Raw genomic sequence first — 22,606 nt, 5'->3', positions numbered from 1 at the left:
GAGTCTACCGTCACTGATTCCCCAGCGCATCGCTAACCTGCCCCCTCTTTTCCTGCGAGTTTGTTATAGTGCGATCAACGCCATCAACAGCCCACAAACCATGCCGGAATATCAGCGCCCACAGTGTCTTTCCAACATCCATCGCGAGGAAATCGCCGATGGGTTGATCCGTGTTGGCTGCCACTATCACACTGACAGGCTACTTGATGACAGTTTTCAGCGGGCAGATATCTCCCTGCCGACATCACTGGCATCATCCGTGGGCAAGCGTAGAACCGAATATCTTGCCGGGCGCTGGTGCGCCCGGGAAGCCCTACGTCTGCTGGGCGTCGAAGGCATACCAGGCATGGGTTCCGACAGAGCCCCCCAATGGCCAGACGGCACTGTCGGAAGCATTACTCACAGCAAGGGCACAGCAGAAGTCATGGTGGCCGATGCCCGGCACTGGCTGGCGGTGGGTCTGGACACGGAGCAATGGTTAACGGCAGAACGGGCAGACCGCCTGTGCCGTGAATTGCTGACCAGCGAGGAAAGAGAGCATCTGAGAGGGCTCTCTCCGATACAACGGGCCAACCGGATCACCCTGATCTTTTCCGCCAAGGAAAGCCTGTTCAAGGCGCTCTACCCGCTCACCGGCAAACGTTTTTATTTCCATGATGCCGCCCGCCGCAACCCCCGTTCCCTGACTCTGCTGACCTCGCTGACAGAGCAGTGGAAATACGGCACCGAGATCCCCTTTCGCTGGCGGGAACGCCAGCAGGGCGTACTCAGCTGGATTGCCTTGCCACGGTAGGAGCCTGCGCCATCTGCCCTTTCTTGCAGAGGCGAGGGCAATCTTCGCAAAGGGGCATATCCGGTAAACGGAAGCGAATACAGCAGGTCCTACGTACGATCATCGCTTCACCGGTGTTCTGATTCAGCCGCTCCCGGTAGGCACCGGCCAACGGGTTGGCAGTGCCATCGGCAAAGGTTTCACATTCCAGAATGGCCTTGCCCGGCTGCCACATCATTGCCGGCAGACCGGCCTTTTCCAGCTCCCCCAGAAACCAGCGAATATAGCGGCTGGCATTACTCCACAGGACGCGTGGAGACAGACCCAACGCCTGTTGCCAGCCGCTGATCACTGTCTCCATATTCTCCCGAATCAGGGGCTCGAAACGGGTCAGGGGATGGGCGCCGACCGGCACACTGGCCCCTTCATGCTCCAGCACAAAGCAGGACGGCAAGCCTTCCTGATTCAGCTCCAGGTGCATGGCGCTCGGGTGTATCGGCAGACTGCGCTGCAGAATCAGATTGGCGCCCAATACCGGCGGCACCAGGTAAAGGAAGTAATACTTGCTCCAGATCGACAGCAAGGCGCGCTCATCTTCACCCTGGAGATCGGGGCGGAACCGGTGGAGTTGCCGGCGCAGGGCATCCGGCTCAAACAGAGCCACAAGGGGCAGGGCCGGCTCCCCCGCTGCCGCCAGACGCAACATCGGGGCATAGCTAGCAAAAGCCCCCTGGAACAAGGGGGCCAGGGACGGGATCATCAGCTGGCGCAAGCAGCGGCGGCGGGTCGCTTCTCTCGTCGCAGCAGGGCATCCACCACTTCCTGAGAACGCACCGCCAGCACCGACAACAGGGTATCGCTGAGCCCATGGGTTTCCTCGCAGCAGCCCTGCAGGAACACATTGGCATGGCAACCTTCAGCCATGGGCAGTCGGTAACAGCGCTCAATGCCCTGCGGCGACAGCCAGTCAGCCATGGGAGCGAGCAGGCGTTCATGGCCATCCCGGTTGTACCCGGTGGCCAACACCACGCCATCGTACTCTTCCACCTGCTCGACACCGGTATCCTTGTCGCGCAGGGTCATCTGCACCGTCTTGCCATCATTGACCACAGCCACAATATCCCGATTGGACAGATAGCGGTGCTGTACCTTGCCAGTGATTTTCTGCAGATAGAGACGCTCGTAGATTTGCTCGATCTCGGCCATATCCACCACCGCATAGTTGGTCTGGCTGAATCGCTGCAGGAAATCCCGACGCTCCGCTTCCGGGCGACCGTAGATGGTATCAGTAAAGGCCGGATCGAAGATTTCGTTCACAAAGGCACTGTCATCGGAGGGATGCAGAGCCCGGCTGCGAGACACTAGATCCATGTTGCCGTGGGGGTACTGGTTCATCAGATCCAGATAGATTTCCGCCGCACTCTGGCCAGCGCCGATCACCGCAATGCGAGGCGCCTCATGACGGGCGAAACGCTCATATTCATGTTTATAGCGGGAAGAATGGACCATGTTGTCGCCCATCTTGCCGGCGAACACCGGCGGTATCCGTGGATAACCGCCAATGCCGATGACCAGATTGCGGGTAAAGATTTCTTTCTCACTACCATCCGCTTGCCGGGATCGAACACGCACCCATTCCACCTCACCGCCCTGCACTACCGGCTCGATGGCGATTACCTCCTGGCCATAGTGCACCCGATCACTGAATTGATCGGCAGCCCAACGCATGTAGTCGTTGTATTCCACCCGGGTGGGAAAGAAGGTGCCCATGTTGATAAAGGAATCCAGCCGGTGCTGATCATGCAGGTAGTTGACGAAGGTAAAACGGCTGGCCGGGTTGCGGAGCGTGGCAAGATCTTTCAGGAAAGACACCTGCATGCGAGTGCCTTCCAGCAGCATACCGCCATGCCACTCAAAGCGGGGCTGTTTTTCCAGGAAACAATACTGCAGATCATCCAGTTCTGCCTGCTCTTGCAGGGCAATGGCAATGGCCAGGTTTGCTGGACCAAAGCCAATACCGACAACGTCGTATTCCTGAGTGTGAACGCTCATGGGGGGTCGTCCTCAATGTGCGGGTTATCCAATCACCGGCATGACATTCATGCCAGCCACCTGCTGCCGGATAGTGGTGGGCAGCGCGCCATGGGATTTTCAGCTCAGCTCGCAGCGCTCAAAAAACGCCTCGCGATGCAGCACCATCAGGGCTGCGCGCTTGTGCGGAAAATCAAACTCCTTTGGCTTGGCAAAACGCCTGGCTTGAAGGTGTTGAATCATCCTGTCGTTATCCGAGCGAGGCTCGGACACAATCCGCCGGGTACGGCAGTCATCGAGAAACAGATAGTGGCAAAGCGCGTTGAGCCACGCTTTTACCTTGTGGGGACCCCGGTGGTGCTCTTCACCCACCAGCATGTGGATACCCCGGTCAAAATCGTCCGCATCGTAATAGGGCGCGATACGGTCTTCCTTGGTCCAGTACGCCTCGAAATAGGCGAAGGGTTCATCATCAATACAACCGATCAGGTTAAGCACACGCGGATCCTTTGCCTGGCTTTCCAGGTAACGGCGGTGCTCTTCCCGCGTACCGCTCTGTTCCCAGAATGCGGCAACTCGTTCGCTATTCTGCCAGCGCATAAAGCGCTCCAGATCGGCATCAATATCCAGCATGCGCAATGACACCCAGGCATTGATGCCCTGGTCATAACGCCGGTAAACCTCACCCGTCGGCTTGGCCGGGCGGAGCGGATGGCGTCGCCCACTGGCGTCCATCACCATGGTGACCGGATAGGGTCTGCCCAGGTTTGTCGGCAGCCAGTCATCCGGCAACTGCCAGAGCATATCCCGCTCCAGCACATAGCCATCACCGTCATCCTGAACCATGAACCCGGCATGAAACCGGTCAGAAAACCGTAGCGAGTTCACCTCAGGATGGGTCACAAAAAAGGCATAGGCGGCCCGGCGCAACAGCGCCGGGTCGTCTATGGATTGCTGAACCATGCCACTCTTGTCACCAAGCTGGACGGTCAACAGGTCCTGATCATTGCACTGGCACAGCCAGTGCTCAGAGAGGTCAAACACATCCATCCGCTGCCCGTGGGGCAGCGGAATGGAAGCATGTTGGGACTTACCAGGCATAGCTAACGCTGCCGATCACGCTACGACGATCGCCATACCAGCACCAAAAGTTACAGGTCGCGACATATTCCTTGTCTTCGATATTTTTCGCAGCAACCTGGAATTTGAAGTTATCCCACTGATAACTGACGGTGGCATCCCAAAGCATATGGGAATCCACTTTGAATGAGCGGGTTTCCAAATCATCGCCATAGGTCGCTCCGACATAACGCACACCGGAGCCAACCGACAACCCGTTCATTACGCCACCCAATACCGTGTACTTGCCCCACAAAGAGCCAAGCCGTTTGGCGACCTGGTTGGGCTGGTTACCAATGACCGCATCACCGCGGATATCTTCGGTGATTTCAGGATCCAGGAAGGTCATGTTACCCACGACACTGATACTCGGGGTGATATTGGCCACCGCCTCAAGTTCAACGCCCTGACTTTCCACTTCGCCGATCTGCGTCAAATTACCTACCGTGTCATTGCGGGTCAGATTTTCATGACTGATATCAAAGACAGCAGCATTGAAGTAACCATCAAAGCCATCCGGCTGCACCTTTACACCTAGTTCGACCTGATCGCCCTGTTCCGGCTTGGCCGCATTATCATTCTGGTCCAGTTGAATGACCGGCTGGAAAAACTGCGAATAGCTGGCATAGGTAGTAACACCGCCATCAAACAGCCATGCAGCTCCGGCATTGGCCGTCCACTGCTCATCACTGACATCCAGATCGGCACTGGCATCTGCTTTGTTGCGGAACTCGGTATCGACCTTATCGAACCTGGTACCAAGAGTAAGAACCAGATGGTCCTGGATTTTTACCTGATCTTGCAGGTAGGCACCCAGTTGATAGCTGTCGGTGGTGCGACGTTGAAGATCCGCCTCCGTCAGCGGCTGTGCCACACCGGGGGTCGGACCATTCAACAGTACGATATCGCTTTCAGCGGAATACTGCGGGTTGTAGACATTCAACGTATTAGGCGCGTAGACGCCAGGGGCTATCTGCTCACCGACCACTGGATCATTGGCATAGTCCTTGCCATCGATTTTCAGCAACTGATAGTCCAGGCCAGCAAGAAGCGTATGCTCCATGCCATTGAAATCCCAGTTGTAGATAAAGCGGTTATCGGCATTCAAGCTGTCAGCATGGCCCTCTTCCGTGGAGATATAACGAACCACCTCGGTTCGGCCGGTCGGGACACCAAAGTCATCGGCATAGGCAAGGGCGTACATTTGCCGCAAATCCACTTCGATGCGGCCATAGCGGACATTTTGCTGGAATGAAACCTGATCACTGAAGTCATGATCCAGCTGGTAACCGAAGGTATATTGGGTTCGATCAAACCGCTCAAAATCCGGGTTTCCAACGGCGACATCGTCATCAATAAAACCGTTTCCACCCTCGCTTTTATTGAGTGTTCCCTCAGCAAGATGAAACTGCAGATAAGGATCGGAGTTATCTTCCTGATAGCTCGCCAGCAAGGTCAGGTTGGTTTTTTCACCCAGATTCAGCTTCATTGAAGGCGCAAACAGCACACGCTCCTGCTCGACATCATCAACCTGCGTGCCACTTTCCCTGGCCAGCGCAACGACTCGAAAAGCATGACCATCACCCACCGGCGCACCGGCATCCACAGATATCTGCTTGCGATCCCAGGTCCCATACTGCACACCTACAGATCCGAAGGAGTAATCCTGTGGTCGTTTGCTGATAACGTTAATGACACCACCGGGAGGGGTCTGGCCATAAAGGACCGAAGAGGGGCCGCGAAGGATTTCCACCCGCTCCAGCAGGAAAGGGTCAATCTGCCAGCTGTAGAAGCCGTTGGAATAGGTGCGGGTGCCATCACGATACAGACCGTTGTTAGCCTGTTTGAACCCTCGAACAATAAACCAGTCCTGCTTATTGTCCTCACCATAAAAACCGGCCTGGATACCGGGCGTATAACGCAATGCATCGCTGATGCTCACAGCAGCCCGGTCATTCATTTGCTCACGGGTCACGATGGAAATTGAGCGCGGGGTTTCACTGACCGGCGTGTCGGTCTTGGTCGCGGTCATGCTCCGTTGACCTACATAGCCGAAGTCATCGCCGCCGTAGGCGTCTTCAGACTGATCCGCATTTACCTCGATGGTTTGCAGCTCTTCTTGCTGTGTCGCATCCTGCTCTTCCGCCCATGCCGGCGTGGCGGCCAGGGCAATGGTAATGGCCAGAGCCAACGGATGACGGCTGGTTTGCAGCCCCCGGATCAGGCCAGTACTGGTCCGATTCCCCATGGTGGTTCTCCTAACGTTCGTAACGATCACAATAATAGGAATGATTCGCATCTGCATTATACAGATTGCCAAGCTGACAACCAGTGCACATTTATTTCGGTTTATTTGTCGCTTGGGTCAATCGATCAGGGATACACAGGTATCAAGGATGTCGGGCAAGCCGTTGATCAGACCCTCTTCCCTGACAATGCCAAGATGATCAGCCTGCAGGATTTCGCTATGCGCCAGGCAAGCGAATACCTGCAACCCTGCACGCAAGCGGTCTGCTCGACCCCGCGGCTCGCTGGCCCACCAGCTGTGTACCGGAGTCTCCAGCTGCGGTAATTGATATCCCCAGCACAGGGCGCGCAGGTGCTGTTCCACTGCCCAGGCATGCAGCAATTGGGACGCACTGTCAGCCATCACGGGCTCCACCGACTGCTCCTGGAGCCAGTGGCGGAAGAGCCCCGGCCATTGTGATGGCGCACCGTCCCGCAGCCGTTCGATGCAGCTATCCAGAGCCTTGCCGGTAAGCGTGGGCAGCAACATGCCCAGATGCTCCCGGAGCGTCTGTTGGGCCTCGGGCGACGTCCACTGATCTTCCGGTACTTCATGGCCCGGCACATAGGAATCCAGCAAACCGAGAAAGGCCACCGATTCCCCCGCGGCTTCCAGACGTTTGCCCAGCTCCATGGCCAGGGCCCCACCCAGCGACCAGCCCAGCAGATAATAGGGGCCTTGCGGTTGCGCCTGACGCAGGGTGCGGTAGTAACGTTCGGCCATTTCTTCCAGGGAAGGATCAAACCACCCTTCCTCCAGGAAACTGCGTGACTGCAGGCCATTGACCTGCCACTGCCCATCCAGCGCGCTCGCAATGGCTTGATAACCGGTCACGCGACCCGTGACCGGGTGCGGGCACCACAACACGGGCGCATCCGGGCTGTGATTCAATGGCGTGACCAGCGCCGGGTCGGCCTGGGCTTCACGAGGCGCCTCCGCCAGGGCCAGCAAGGCCAGCAACTCCTGACGGTACCGGCCACACAGGTGCTGAATACGCCGGGCATCATAGTGGCTGCTGGCGTAATCCCAGACCAGTTCCAGTTTCCCCGCAACGACCTGACCATTAATCGCCAGCGGAGCGGCCATGGGGTTGTTGTCTGCCTGTGGTTTGCCGCCACCCTGCAGCGGCGTAAAGCCCTGGATCAAGGCGTCGTCGTGGAACTGGCCCAGATAATTGAAGGTCACCGGCGCATCGGCACTGCCATTAAGCGGACTCTCCGTGAGATAACGCAAAACACCATAGTCCACTCCGCCATCGGCCTCGGTTTGCTTCAGTTGTTGTGACACCGCAAACAGGTTCTGGCGTGGGTCGCTGTCGTAGGGCAAGGCCAGCGGATATAGGCTGGTGAACCAGCCGAGCGTCCGGCTCAGGTCCAGCCCCGGAGCCAGGCGGTTCTCGCGACCGTGGCCTTCCAGGTTGACGGTAAGAGGTCGATTTGTCGTAGGAGCGTCGCTGGCGGCGCGATTTTCCACAATTGCGGTTCGCGCCGCGAGCGACGCTCCTACACGAGATTGCTGCAAGGTTCGTGTCAGTGCCGTCAGCAACAACGCCGGCACCGTTACCCCCAATTTGGTGGGCGCCTCCTGCAAAAGCCGGCGGGTGTCTTCGTGATTCAGGGACAAGGAAGCCGTCTGCTTTTCCCCATAGGCCGGCAAAGGCTCGCCGCGCTTTTCCGGTTTCTGCCCCAGCCAAAACGGCAGGCGTTGCTCGCCCTTCTCTTCCCACCATTGCTGCAGGGCCTGATGCCAGTCAGCCAGATTATGGGTCCGTTCCGGCAAGGCAATGTCCTTGCCTGCCTGCACCTGCTGGTAAGCATTCAACAGATCTTCCAGCAGGATTCGCCAGGACACCCCGTCCACAGCCAGGTGATGAATCACCAACAACAGGCGATCCGGCTGATCCGGTGCGGAAACATATAACGCTCGCAGCAACTCGCCGGTTTCAATGTTCAGGCTTTGCTGGGTCTGTTCACACAGTGCTGCAACCTGGTCTTCACTGGAGGCTTCACGCCACCACAGCAGCTCCCCCGGCGGTGTGTCGACAGACAGACATTCCTGCTGCCAGCCCTCTGCGTGATTGGTGAACCGCAAACGCAACGCATCGTGCTGTCGATACAAGGCGTGCAAGGTGGCCTCCAGTGCCTGCCGCTCCATCGGCGCGTCCAGAGCCAGCCACAAATGCTGGTTCCAGTGACTGGGGCTGGGCGGGTTCAGGGAGAAGAAGTGTTGCTGGATCGGCAGCAATGAAACCGGCCCCTGCATGGGCGCCTGGGAAATAACGGTTGCCTCTGCACTGACCACCACGGCCGCCAGATCCTTGAGCAACGGTTGCTCGAAGAGTGCTTTGGGGCTGACTGCCAGACCCTGCTGCCTGGCGCGGCTCACTACCTGGAGTGCCAGAATGGAATCGCCGCCCAGGGCAAAGAAGTGGTCGTCACGGCTGACGTTATCCACGCCCAGTAATGGCTGCCAGATATCGGCGAGAATTTTTTCGTTGTCGGTTTGTGGGGGCTCGCCTTGACCAGTGGTTTGCCATTGCGGTTCCGGCAAGGCTTTGCGGTCCACCTTGCCCGCCGGGGTTAACGGCAGAGCTTCCAGGGTGATCAGCTGACTGGGGACCATGTAGTCCGGCAGGGAGGCGGACAAGTCGGCGAGGATAGCGGCAACATCCAGCGCCTCGCTGCGCTCGGTTCGCGGCTCTAGCCCCGCTCCTACCGGGGGGCGTGGGACAATGTAGGCGACCAGGCGATCACCGGTGGGGGATGGTTGGGCTACCACCGCTGCGTCGCGAATTGTGTCGAAGGCCAGCAGGCGGCTTTCGATTTCCCCCAGCTCAATGCGGAAGCCGCGAATCTTCACCTGCTGGTCCACCCGACCCAGGTATTCCATGACGCCGTCGTCGCGGAATTGCACCAGGTCCCCGGTGCGGTACATGCGCTCGCCGGGTTCACCGAACGGATCGGGAAGAAAGCGTTCGGCGGTCAGGTCCGGGCGGTCATGGTAGCCACGGGCCAGCCCCACTTCATTACCGATATAGAGTTCACCGGCCACACCAACAGGAACACGATTAAGATCCTGATCCAGCACATAGAGTTTTCGAGGGCCGACGGCGGTTCCGATGGGGGCATAGGCACTGGTGAGCGTATCCCCCGGATAGGCCGCCCACAGCATGGGCGTGACCACGGTTTCCGTGGGGCCATAACCGTTAAGAATGCGCTGCGGTTTCAGCACCTGTTGCATGCGCTCGAAGGTTTCCCGGGTAAAGGCTTCGCCCCCCAGGGTCCAGGATCGGACCTTTAGTTCAGGCTTTTCCTGCTCAATCCAATCCAGTAACGGCCCCACATAGCTGGGTGGAAAACAGGCGATGGTGACGTTTTCTTTTTCCAGCACCTCGCAACATTTTTCCGCACTCCATAGTTCCTGGTCGCGGATGACCACGCGGGAGCCAAAGGCCAGTGGCACCGTCCAGCGCTCCACGGCCCCATCGAAACTGATGGAGGCAAACTGCAGTTCCACATCCTCCGGCGTCATGCCGTAGCGCTCGCCGATGGTCTGCACATGCATGGACAGACCGCCGTGGGTCAGTGCCACTCCCTTGGGTTTACCGGTGGAACCGGAGGTGTAAATGACGTAGGCAAGCTGGTCGGGATGCGGTTCGTTATGCAGGTTTGTCGGGGAATAACGTTGCAGAGCCAGTGTCTCCACTCGCACCGGGGTTAGTCCATCAACACGGGGCAGGCTCTCAGCCAGATCCGACGAGGTCAGCAACAGGCTCGCACCACTGTCTTCCAGCATGTAACGCAAACGATCCGCAGGGTACCCCGGGTCCAGCGGCAGGAAGGCGCCTCCGGCTTTCATCACCGCCAGAAAGGCTTCGATCATGGTGACGCCGCGCTCGAAGGAAACGCCCACCACCTCATCGGCGGCGACGCCCTGTTCGATCAGATAACGGGCCAACTGGTTGGAGCGGGCTTCCAACTCGGCAAAGGAAACCCGGGTATTGCCATGCACCAGGGCAATGGCATTTCCCTGCTCGGCGGCCTGCCGGGAAAGCAGGGACACAAAGCTCTCCGACTGCCACTCACCGCTGCCCTGCCCCCACTGTTCCAGCCGGGGCAGATCGTCGCCGGCCACCTCGATAGTACCCAGACGACACTGACCATCGCTGAAGGCATCCAGCACAGCGTCCATGGCCTGCTGCAAACGCCTGGCGGTTTCGCCATGAAAACGGTCCGCGGCATAGGTCAGCGTCAGTGCCAGCGCCCCGTTGTCGCTTTCGTGCACATCCAGCGCCAGATCAAAGAGTGCATGGGGGACGCCCTGGGACAGCGGCGTAATGGTGACATCCTGGTCCAGATGACGGCTGCCGCCATCGCGACGCTGATAGTTGAACAGCACCTGGAACAGGGGCGTTTCGCCCGGCTCTCTTTGCGGAGACAGGGACGCCACCAGCTGGTCAAAGGGCAGCACCTGATGAGCCTGGGCATCCAGCATGGTCTGATGCAACTTCCCCACCCATTCATTCACCGTTAGCGCCGCTTGCGGTTTGCCGCGTATCACCAGGGTGTTCACAAAGAAACCCACCAGCGCTTCCACTTCCGAGCGCTCGCGATTGGCGACCGGCACGCCCACCGGAATATCACGGCGACCACCAACCGCAGCCAGTGCCCATTGCCAGGCAGCCAGCACCACGGTGAACAGGGTGGTGTCGTTGTCACGGGCCAGCTTTTGCAGCGCCGCCTGCAAGTGTTGCGGCAGGGTCCATTGCACACTGGCCGCCTGACGCAAAGCGTTCTTTTCCGGGTTGCGATCATGGGCAATCAACAACGGCGGCTGAGCTCTCTCCTGTTGATCATGACCCAGTTGTTCCCGCCAATAGGCCAACTGCCGGTCCCGCTCACCGGCATCCAGCCAGGCCTTTTGCCAGAGGGCATAGTCCGCGTACTGAATGGACAAGGGAGACAGGGGCGCATCGGACAGATAGGCACGGGCCAGGTCGGTAAAGAACACGTCCATGGACCAGCCATCGGAGACCAGATGGTGCATGACCAGTTGTAGCCGCCATTGCTGATCGGTCACTTGCAGCAGCTGCACGCGCAACGGGTTGTCCCGCTCCAGTACAAAGGGTCGCCGGGCATGTTCGTCCGCCAGGGTCTGGCGGGCATTGTCATCCAGCGCTCGGGCATCACGCTGCTCCACGGACAGGGGCGCGGCTGCAATCCATTGCTGCGCCTGGCCATTTTCCTCTACAAAACGGGTGTGCAGACTGTCGTGCCGATCTGCCACCGCTGCCACGGCACGCAATAGGCGCGCCACATCCAGCGGACCTGACAACATAAAGGCGGCAGTCAGATGGTAGGCCGTGTTATCCGGTTCCAGTTGATGGATAGTCCACAAACGTTGCTGGGCCGGCGCCAGTGGAATTCGTTTCGGGCGGTGCCCGGCGACAATAGGCAACCGCTCAAAGGGAATGCCCTTTTCACTCAGCTTCTGCAGAAAGACGGCCTGCTTGCTTTCATCCAGCGCCATAAAACGCTGGGCCAGTGCTGCCTTATCAAGTTGACTCATAAATCTTCCAGGTCATCCAGCAGGTCGGCCATGGCCGCCAGATCGTCGTCTTCCTGCTGTTTTGCTTCACCGTTGTGCTGGTCCACCAGGGCCGCCAGCGCCTGCAGGGAGTCGGCCTCGAACAGGGCACGCAGGGGCACAGCCACCCCCCAACGATCACGTAAAGCCGCCACCACACGGGTGGCCAGCAGGGAGTGTCCGCCCAACGCGAAGAAATTATCATCCAGCCCGACGCGAGACTGGCCGAGCAGTTCTTCCCACAGGCCCGCCAGTTGCTGTTCCGTCTCCGTCTGCGGCGCACGATATTCCCGGGCCTGCCATTGCGGGGCCGGCAGGGCCTTGCGGTCCAGCTTGCCGTTGGGTGACAGGGGCATCTTTTCGAGCACCATGAACAGTGACGGCACCATGTAGTCGGGCAAGGCACCGGCCAGAGCCTGCTGCCAACGCTCCCGGTTATCGGATTCGCTGGCCACATAGGCCACCAGCTGATCCCCCGCCTCGCCGGGATGGGCCACCACCACGGCGTCGTCCACATCCGGCTGCTGCTTGAGCTGTTGCTCGATTTCTCCCAGCTCGATGCGCAGGCCACGAATCTTCACCTGATGATCCAGGCGGCCCAAATATTCGAGAATGCCGTCGGCCCGCTGCACCACCTGATCGCCGGTGCGATACATTCTGCTTCCCGGCTCCCCGAAGGGATTGGGGAGAAACCGTTCCGCCGTCAGGTCCGGGCGACCGAAGTAGCCCCGGGCCAGACCGATACCGGCCAGATAGAGTTCACCGGGAATCCCCCTCGGCACCGGATTGAGATCGGTGTCCAGCACATGCAGCTGGATATTGCTGATCGGCGCACCGATGGGCACGGTGTGACCCGCTTCAGAGCGGCATCGCCAGTAGCTCACATCGATGGCCGCTTCCGTGGGGCCATACAGGTTGTGCAGCTGCACATCATCCCGTGCCGCAAAGACCGTCTTCTGCAGCTCGCTATCCAGCGCCTCGCCGCTGCAGATCAGTCGCTTCAGATGCGGCAGGTCCTGCAGGCCGGTGGCACTCACGAAGGCGTTGAGCATGGAGGGCACAAAGTGCAGCGTGGTGACGCCTTCATCCCCTATCACCTGTTGCAACCACACCGGATCCGCATGGGCCTCCGGCGGGGCCACAGCAAGTCGCGCCCCCACCATCAATGGCCAGAAAAATTCCCACACGGACACATCGAAACTGAACGGCGTCTTCTGTAACACGCAGTCGCGATCATTCAGGGGATATTCGCTCTGCATCCACAGCAAACGATTTTCCAGGGCCGCCTGGGTATTGAGCACGCCCTTGGGTTTGCCAGTGGACCCGGAGGTATAGATCACATAGATCGCCTGGTCCGGGTGCCATTGCACCACCGGGGGTGTGGTCGGCTGGTCGCTCACATCCAGCTCGTCCAGACACCACATGGGCACCGCCTGCGGCCAGCTTGCCAGCAGACTGCTGTTGGTCAGCAGTAATGCCGGCGACGCGGCATCCAGAATGTAGGCCAGACGATCCTGTGGATAGGACGGGTCCAGCGGCACATAGGCTCCACCGGCACGGGTGATGGCAAGGATGCCGATCACCAATTCCAGAGAACGGGGCAGCCCGATGGCCACCCGCACTTCCTCTTTCACGCCGGCGCGGCGCAGGCGATTGGCGAGCTGGTTTACCCGGCGATCCAGTTGCGCATAGGACAGCTGTTGCTCGCCCATGGTCAGCGCAATGGCATCCGGTATTTTCTGTGCCTGCAGGCTTAACCGTTTGGGAACCGCAGTAAAATCACCCCAGCGTTTCCGGGTGTCATTGAAGGTCTGCTGCGCGCGGATTTCTTCATCGGTGAGCAGATCGATATCCGCCAGCAATTGCTGTGGATCGTGCAGCAATGCCTCCAATAGAAGACCAAAATGTTCACGCAAACGGGCAATGGTTTCCGGTTTGAACAGGCCGGTGTCGTAGCCGACAAAGCCCTGTAGCTGCTGCTCGTCTTCAAGAATATCCAGGGCCAGTTCAAACTGCGCACCCGCCGCACCGGGATCAAAGGGCGTCACCAACGCTTCCGGCCACTGCGGAGCAAAGTTCTGGCTGAGTCGCTGGTGGTTGAACACCACCTGGAACAGCGGATGGCGATCCAGATTTCGGTCCACAGCCAGGGCGTCCACCAGGCCTTCAAAGGGCAGCGCCTGGCGGCCCTGGGCCTCACCGATAAATTGCTGAATCGCCGCCACCTGTTCGGCAAAGGATTGCGGCTGATCAAAGTCCGCAGGAATCACCAGCGTATTGATAAAGCAGCCCAGCAGGGTTTCGGTTTCCGCCTGCAGCCGACCGGCCACCGGTACACCCACACGCACCTGTGACTGCCCGCTGTAGCGGTGCAGCAATGTCTGCCAGACACTGAGCAACAAGGTGGATACGGTGGAGCCCAGTTCCCCGGCACGCAGTTTCAATCCGGCCAATTGTTCATCGGTAAACCGAATCGGCTGGCGGGCGCCGCCTGCCTTGTCGCCTCGTGGAAAATCCGTGGGCAGGGCCAGGGGTTCTCCACCCTCTCCCAGCTGCTCCACCCACCACCGGGTCTGGGTGCGAGCCTCGTCGCTGTCCAGCCATTGTTGCTGCCAGGCGGCATAATCCGCGTACTGAATCTTTGCGGGCGATGCCGTCAGGGCATCACCCTGATGGGCCTGCCGATACAGCTCGCTCAGCTCCGTCAAAAGCAACTGCATGGAAACACCGTCACCGACGATGTGATGCTGCACCAGCAACAGGTGATAGCGTTGATCGGCCAGCTTGATGGCCAGCACCCGCAACAGGTTGTCACCGGCCAGATCGAACGGCTGACTCAGCACCTGATGTTGCACTTTTTCTGCAGCGGCTTCCGGGGCATTTTCCTGCGACAGATCCTGCCACTGAATCTTGATAACCGCGTCATCAAGGATGCGCTGACGTGGAGCACCCCCCGCATCCACAAAACGGGTGCGCAAACTTTCGTGGTTGGCCACCAGAATATTCAGCGCCTGTTGCAGGGCATCGCGATGTAGTTCTCCACGCACCTCCAGGCCCAGCGGCATATGGTACGCCCCGTTATCCGGCTCCAGTTGCTGCACAAACCACAACCGACGCTGCGCTGCCGAACAGGGAAGATCACCACTGCGCGGCACCGGCCTGATTGCCGGCATGGCTGCAACTGACTGACACAACGCGGCACAGTGCTTCAGAACCGGTTGCTCGAAGATGCGGTTTAGCGGCAGGTTCAGTTGATGCTGATGGCGCAGACGGTTGACCATCTGTACGGCCAGCAGTGAATGACCCCCGAGGTTGAAGAAATGGTCATCACGGCTGACAGTTTCCACACCCAGCAATGGCTGCCAGATTTCCGCGAGAATTTTCTCGTTGTCGGTTTCCGGTGCGTCCCCCTCACTGCTGCCCTGCCATTGCGGTTCCGGCAGCGCCTTGCGATCCACCTTGCCCGCCGGGGTCAGCGGTAGTTGCTCCAGCGTCATTAACTGGCTGGGGACCATATAGTCCGGCAGGGACTGGGAAAGAGAAGCCAGAATGGTCTCGATCTCGGTTCGCGGCTCCAGCGCCGCGCCTGCAGGATCGCGTAGCACGATATAGCCAACCAACCTGTCACCCGCCGGTGAGGGCTGAGCCACCACCACTGCCTCGCGGATTTGATCAAACGCCAATAGCTGACTTTCGATTTCCCCAAGCTCAATGCGGAAGCCGCGAATCTTCACCTGCTGGTCTACCCGGCCCAGATATTCCATGACGCCGTCGTCGCGGAATTGCACCAGGTCCCCGGTGCGGTACATGCGCTCGCCGGGCTCACCAAAAGGATCGGGGAGGAAGCGCTCTGCGGTCAGGTCCGGGCGGTCGTGATAGCCACGGGCCAGGCCCACTTCGTTACCAATATAGAGTTCACCGGCCACACCAACAGGAACCCGATTAAGATCCTGGTCCAGCACATAGAGTTTTCGTGGACCGACGGCGGTACCGATGGGCGCGTAGGCACTGGTCAGCGTATCCCCCGGATAGGCCGCCCACAGCATGGGCGTGACCACGGTTTCCGTAGGCCCATAGCCGTTAAGAATCCGCTGCGGCTTGAGCACCTGCTGCATGCGCTCGAAGGTTTCCCGGGTAAAGGCTTCCCCCCCCAGGGTCCAGGAGCGAACCTTTAGTTCAGGCTTTTCCTGCTCGATCCAATCCAGTAACGGACCCACATAGCTGGGAGGAAAACAGGCGATGGTGACGTTTTCTTTTTGCAGCACCTCGCAACATTTTTCCGCACTCCATAGTTCCTGGTCGCGGATGACCACGCGGGAGCCGAAGGCCAATGGCACCGTCCAACGCTCCACGGCCCCATCGAAACTGATGGACGCAAATTGCAGTTCCACATCCTCCGGTGTCATGCCGTAGCGCTGCCCGATGGTCTGCACGTGCATGGACAGGCCGCCGTGGGTCAGAGCCACTCCCTTGGGTTTGCCAGTAGAGCCGGAGGTGTAGATCACGTAGGCAAGCTGATCCGGATGGGGACCGTTATTCACTCGGCCATAGGCGTACCCATCCAGCAACAACCGGTCCACCGCCACAGGTTGCACGGCCGCAACCGACGGCAAGACATCCATCAGGTTCGACGAGGTCAGCAACAGGCTCGCACCACTGTCTTCCAGCATGTAACGCAAGCGATCCGCAGGGTACCCCGGGTCCAGCGGCAGGAAAGCCCCGCCGGCTTTCATTACCGCCAGGAAGGCTTCGATCATGGTGACGCCGCGCTCGAAGGAAACACCCACCACCTGATCGGCTTTGACACCCTGTTTGATGAGATAACGGGCCAACTGATTGGAGCGGGCTTCCAGCTCGGCAAAGGAGACACGGGTGTCACCATGCACCAGGGCAATGGCATCCCCCCTTGCTGACGCCTGCTGGGCAAACAGGGACACGAAACTGTCGGGGGCCCATTCACCGCAGCCCTCTCCCCAGGTTTGCAGACGAAACAGGTCATCACCGAGGCTATCCAGTTCGGCAAGCGGGCCATCCTGACTTTCTGCCAGTGACAACAGTGTCTGCCTGAATGCGGTCGCCATACGGTCCACCAATGCCACCGGCAAGGCGCCCGTGTCATGGGCAAACAGCATCTCCAGATGTTCACCAGGCAACACCGCCACGGTCAGCGGATAGTGGGTAAACTCATGACTGGTCGGCGTGCCCAGTTGCAGGCCGCTGTGATCGCCACCCAGCAGGGCTTCATCCAGCGGATAGTTTTCGAAGACCAGCAAGGTATCGAACAAGCTTTCCCCTCCCCAGCCGGCCTCCTGTTGCACCTCGAACAGCGGCGCATGACCGTGTTCGCGCAGGGAAGCATTGTCCGCCTGCAATGCCTCCAGCCACTGATCCACGGGCTGGTCGCCATCCAGCGGTACGGTCATCGGCAGGGTATTGATGAACAGCCCCAGCATGCTGTCGCTGCCGGCCAGTTCCGCCGGGCGACCGGCCACGGTATTACCGAACACTACCCGACGTTGTCCGGTAAATTGTCCCAGCACCCGGGCCCAGGCTCCCTGTACCAGGGTGTTGATGGTCAGCCCCTTGTCGCGAGCCGCCTGACGCAGGGCCCGGCTGGTGGCCTCGTCGAAGGTAATGGGATGACGGCGGAAGGCACCTTTCTCTTTCGACCCTACCGACTCCACCAGACGAGTGGGCGCCTGCAGGGGGGCGAGATAGTCCTGCCAGAACGCCCGTGTCGCATCCCGGTCCTGCTGCTGCAGCCAACGCAGGTAAACGCCATACTCTTTTGGGGCAGCAGGCAGGGAATGGCCGTGATACAAGGCCATCAGCTCGGTGAGCAACACCCCGGTGCTCCAGCCGTCCATAAGAATATGGTGCAGGGTAAAGACGCACTGCCAGGTTTCGTCGTCAGTCCGCAGCAAGTCCACCCGCCACAGCGGCGGGTTTTCCAGATCGAACCCCTGCTCCAGCAATTGCTGGCAGTAGCGATCCGCATCACCTTGCGACCGCAGGTCTACCTGCTGCCACGGCAGAACAACCTGATCCCCAGGCCAGGTTGCCTGATGGCGCTGTTCCGCCAGGTGATACGGCAGCAGCGCAGTGCGCAACACCGCATGGCGTTGCAGCAATTGCTGCCAGGCCTGTTTCATCCGCTGCGGCGACAGTCCCGTCAGTGGCAGTATCAACTGGTTCACATAGGTGCTGTTGCGGTCGCTCAAACGGGAGTGGAACAGCAATCCGGACTGCAAGGGTGACAGGGGCAGAATCTGCTCCGGCCGTGACGGTAACGCATCCAGTTGCGACTGGCTCAGGGATGCCAGCGGCATATCCGCCGGGGTCAGGATCGGCGGCGCCTGCTCGCAATGGCAGGCCAGCCGCTCGCATTGTTCCAGCCATTGGGCGACCAGCACTTCACCCTGCTCCCGGGACACACCCTTGCCATCCACGTCGATACGCAGACGCAGCGCGCCCTCCTGCTGATCCGCGTTGATGGTCAGTGGCGCATCCGCCGGGGCATCCGGCGCCTGCCACAGGCCCATTTCCCTGACGCTGACACCCGGCAGGGAGTCATGGCGAAACTGGCCCAGATAGTTGAACAGCACGTCCAGGTGGTGATCCGCGTCCGCCAGCTTGCCCTGCTGACACAGCAGGCCATAACCCAGGCCGCCATGGGCAGGTTGGCGCAGTTGCTCTTTCTGCCATTTGATGGATGCAGCAAGATCCCCCTGACAATCCAGTCGCTGGGGGTAGAGGCTGGTGAACCAGCCCACCGTGCGGCTCAGATCCAGACCGGCATGACTGTCGGCACGGCCATGGCTTTCCCGATGGATACGTACCGTGTCGCGGCCACAATAATCCGCCAGCGTCCCGGCCAGCGCGATCAACAGAAATTCTTCCAGATTCAGTGACGCATAACGGTCCGCACTTTTTACCCAACGACGCAATGTCTTCGCATCGGTCTGACACTCGAACCGGGCAGGCCCCGAGTCTTGATGCATCGGAAACAGGGGCGCCAGGGTTTGTGTAGCCTGCTGCCAGTACGGCAGTTCTTTCTCGGCCTCGGGAACGAAATGCTGGTTCAGTGCCTGGCGCCAGTCCTGCAGGTTATGGGTCTTGCGCGGCAGACTGGCGTCGCCTCCTTGCTGCAGTTGCTGGTAAGCACTGAACAGATCTTCCAGCAGGATTCGCCAGGACACCCCGTCCACGGCCAGATGGTGAAGGGTCAACAGCAGTTGCGGTGCATCCCCAACAATATAGAGCGCCTGCAGCACCTTACCGTCGGCAGGGCCAAGCCCACCCTGCGCCGCCGCCATGGCATGAGAAATGTCGGACTCACTGCGGGCTTCAACCACCTGCAGCAAGGGGCGCGTGCTTTCTGCCACACACTGCGCCTGTTGCGGATCGGTGGCGGAAAAGCGCAGGCGCAAGGCATCGTGCTGGGCCACCAGCATCTGCAATGCCACCTCCAACCGCTCGGGATCAAACGCGTCCTGGACGGAAAAATGGATGTACTGATTGCAGAGGGACAGGCCTCGCTGTTCGATAAAACGCTGCTGGATGGGCAGCAAACCAACCGGACCCGACAACGGTTCCTGACTGGCCGCATTGCCCGTCACGACCCGGGCGGACGCTGCCAATGCACGCAGAGAGGGTTGCTCGAACAGGTCTTTGGGTGTCAGCGCCAGCCCCTGTTGGCGGGCCTTGCTGACGATCTGCAAAGCCAGAATGGAATCGCCACCCAGGGCAAAGAAGTGGTCGTCACGGCTAACGTTACCCACGCCCAGTAATGGCTGCCAGATATTGGCGAGAATTTTTTCGTTGTCGGTTTGTGGAGCCTCACCCTCACTGCTGCCCTGCCATTGCGGTTCCGGCAAGGCCTTTCGGTCCACCTTGCCCGCCGGGGTTAACGGCAGAGCTTCCAGGGTCAGCAACTGGCTGGGCACCATGTAGTCCGGCAGAGTTTCAGAAAGGCTTTCCAGAATTGTTCGCGGCTCGAGCGCCGCTCCTACCGGGGGACGTGGGACGATGTAGGCGACCAGGCGATCGCCGGTGGGGGACGGTTGGGCGATCACCGCCGCGTCGCGGATTTGATCAAAGGCCAGCAGGCGACTTTCGATTTCCCCCAGCTCGATACGGAAGCCGCGAATCTTCACCTGCTGGTCCACCCGGCCCAGATATTCCATGACGCCGTCGTCGCGGAATTGCACCAGGTCCCCGGTGCGGTACATGCGCTCGCCGGGCTCACCGAACGGATCGGGGAGAAAGCGTTCGGCGGTCAGGTCCGGGCGGTCGTGGTAACCCCGGGCCAGGCCCACTTCATTACCGATATAGAGTTCACCGGCCACACCAACAGGAACACGATTAAGATCCTGATCCAGCACATAGAGTTTTCGTGGACCGACGGCGGTACCGATGGGGGCGTAGGCACTGGTGAGCGTATCCCCCGGATAGGCCACCCACAGCATGGGCGTGACCACGGTTTCCGTAGGCCCATAGCCGTTAAGAATCCGCTGCGGCTTCAGCACCTGCTGCATGCGCTCGAAGGTTTCCCGGGTAAAGGCTTCGCCCCCCAGGGTCCAGGAGCGGACCTGTAGTTCAGGCTTTTCCTGCTCGATCCAATCCAGTAACGGCCCCACATAGCTGGGCGGGAAACAGGCGATGGTGACGTTTTCTTTTTCCAGCACCTCGCAACATTGTTCCGCACTCCATAGTTCCTGGTCGCGGATGACCACCCGGGAGCCGAAGGCCAATGGCACCGTCCAGCGCTCCACGGCCCCATCGAAACTGATGGAGGCGAATTGCAGTTCCACATCCTCCGGTGTCATGCCATAGCGCTCACCGATGGTCTGCACATGCATGGACAAACCGCCGTGGGTCAGTGCCACGCCTTTGGGTTTGCCGGTGGAGCCGGAGGTGTAAATCACGTAGGCAAGCTGGTCGGGATGCGGTTCGTTATGCAGGTTTGTCGGGGAATAACGTTGCAGAGCCAGTGTCTCCACTCGCACCGGGGTTAGTCCATCAACACGGGGCAGGCTCTCAGCCAGATCCGACGAAGTCAGCAACAGGCTCGCGCCGCTGTCTTCCAGCATGTAACGCAAACGATCCGCAGGGTACCCCGGGTCCAGCGGCAGGAAGGCGCCGCCGGCTTTCATCACCGCCAGGAAGGCTTCGATCATGGTGACGCCGCGCTCGAAGGAAACGCCCACCACCTCATCGGCGGCGACGCCCTGTTCGATCAGATAACGGGCCAACTGGTTGGAGCGGGCTTCCAACTCGGCAAAGGAAACCCGGGTATCGCCATGCACCAGGGCAATGGCATTTCCCTGCTCGGCGGCCTGCCGGGAAAACAGGGACACCATACTGGTTGCCTGCCATTCACCCTGGCCCTGTTCCCGGGCAGACAGCCATTTCTGATCCTCATCGGAAAGGATCGTCAGTGCGGACAAGGTTCGGGAGGCATCTTCCAGAAACTGTTCCAGCAGGCTCTCGAACCCGGCCTGCAGGCAATCGGCAATACGCTCATCCAGCGCTCCGTCACCATACACCAGACGCAGACTCAGGCCGCCTTGCTGATCCGGCCATACATCCAGCACCAGATCGAACGGCGTTTCCGTCACCGGCAGATCCTCTACCCGGACGACGAGGTTGCCCAGATTCAGACTCATGCCCGCGCCCTGCTGGCGATAATTGAACGCCACCTGGAATAAAGGATGGCGCCCCTGACTTCGCGACGGGCAAAGTCGATCCACCACTTTTTCGAACGGCAGCTCCTTGTGCTGCTTGGCGCCTTCCAGGGATTGGTGAATGCGGGTAATCCATTCACTGACGGTGTCACCGGGACGAGGCGTCCCCTGCACCACCAGGTTATTCACAAAAAAACCGATCAACCCATTGTTGGATCCATTGCGGTTCGCGCTGGGCACACCCACCCGCACGTTATCCTGTCCTGTGATGCGGGCAAGCAGGTATTCCAGAACGGCCAGCAACACGGTGAAGCGGCTGACACCCTGCCGGGAGGCCAGCGCTTTCAACGCCTGGTTTTGTTGAACAGAAAGGGAAAAATCACGAAAACAGGCTTTCTGCGCTGCTGCGGTATTTTTCAGCGAAGGCAATGCCAGTGGCTCGCCTTCATGCTGCAAGGTCTCTTGCCAGTATGCGAGTTGCTGCGCTGCCGTCTCACCGGTCAGCCACTGTTGCTGCTCCTCGGCAAAAGCCGGGTACTGTCTTTCCAGCGGAGGAAGCGGCATCTCACGACCATCACGCAGAGAGTTATAGATAAGGAAAAACTCCTGCATGAAGACACCCAGAGACCAGGCATCGCCGGCAATATGATGCAGGGACACCATCAAGGCGTGGACCGGCTTGCCATTGATATCCCCCAGACTGGCCAGGCGATAGCGCAACAGCCCACCCACCGCCAGATCAAAAGGCATGGCATTCTGTTGGCTAGCCAGGGAATAGGTGGCCGCTACCGGGTCTGACTGATCACTGACATCATCGATGACCAGCGCCCTGTCCTGGTGGGCGTCAATGGTCTGCCAGGCCTGGCCGTCAAATTCCGCGAACCGGGCACGGAGGATATCGTGACGGGCTAAGACCACATTCATGGTGGCCTGAAGCGCCGAAATATCCAGCTCCCCTTCCAGCCAGAAAAGACCTCCCAGATTGTACGCGGTGCTGTCTGGGGATAACCGACTGAAAACCCACAAGCGTTGCTGGGAGTAGGAGAGCGGCGCCCAATGCGGCCCGGGACGGGCAGACAGGGAAGCAGACCCGGTCATGTCAGCTCCTTTACAAATTGCGTGACA

At 59.6% G+C, this 22,606-nt stretch carries 7 protein-coding genes; 1 reads left to right on the top strand and 6 read right to left on the bottom strand.

Translation table 11 applies throughout. From position 1 onward, the window contains the following. Positions 1–100 precede the first annotated feature (100 nt). Complete coding sequence (locus A0251_RS05730; protein WP_062815869.1) at positions 101–793, top strand: 4'-phosphopantetheinyl transferase; 693 nt, start codon at positions 101–103, stop codon at positions 791–793. Here the strand turns inward: A0251_RS05730 and fhuF are convergent. From fhuF to A0251_RS05700, 6 genes are all read right to left on the bottom strand, one after another. Continuing rightward, complete coding sequence (gene fhuF / locus A0251_RS05725; RefSeq protein WP_062815868.1) at positions 768–1,532, bottom strand: siderophore-iron reductase FhuF; 765 nt, start codon at positions 1,530–1,532, stop codon at positions 768–770. The two genes, A0251_RS05730 and fhuF, sit on opposite strands and share 26 nt — an antisense overlap. Continuing rightward, a complete protein-coding gene (locus tag A0251_RS05720; protein WP_062815867.1) occupies positions 1,532–2,824 on the bottom strand; it encodes a lysine N(6)-hydroxylase/L-ornithine N(5)-oxygenase family protein in 1,293 nt (430 codons plus the stop codon). The genes fhuF and A0251_RS05720 overlap by 1 nt, the downstream gene beginning before the upstream one ends. Positions 2,825–2,923: 99 nt before the next feature. Further along, complete coding sequence (locus A0251_RS05715; protein ID WP_062815866.1) at positions 2,924–3,904, bottom strand: GNAT family N-acetyltransferase; 981 nt, start codon at positions 3,902–3,904, stop codon at positions 2,924–2,926. Then, a complete protein-coding gene (locus tag A0251_RS05710) occupies positions 3,894–6,227 on the bottom strand; it encodes a TonB-dependent siderophore receptor (protein ID WP_231874171.1) in 2,334 nt (777 codons plus the stop codon). The genes A0251_RS05715 and A0251_RS05710 overlap by 11 nt, the downstream gene beginning before the upstream one ends. A 60-nt stretch (positions 6,228–6,287) precedes the next feature. Beyond that, the gene (locus tag A0251_RS05705; RefSeq protein WP_062815864.1) at positions 6,288–11,777 is read right to left on the bottom strand and encodes a non-ribosomal peptide synthetase; all 5,490 of its coding nucleotides are present in this window, start codon (positions 11,775–11,777) and stop codon (positions 6,288–6,290) included. Then, positions 11,774–22,579, bottom strand: a complete 10,806-nt coding sequence (locus A0251_RS05700; protein ID WP_062815863.1) for a non-ribosomal peptide synthetase — start codon at positions 22,577–22,579, stop codon at positions 11,774–11,776. The genes A0251_RS05705 and A0251_RS05700 overlap by 4 nt, the downstream gene beginning before the upstream one ends. Positions 22,580–22,606 lie beyond the last annotated feature (27 nt).

The organism is Alcanivorax sp. NBRC 102024, assembly GCF_001602235.1.
In the GTDB taxonomy this organism is placed as follows: domain Bacteria; phylum Pseudomonadota; class Gammaproteobacteria; order Pseudomonadales; family Alcanivoracaceae; genus Alcanivorax.
The sequence above is the reverse complement of the archived record's forward strand: the minus strand, read 5'-3'. Positions and strand labels throughout refer to the sequence as shown.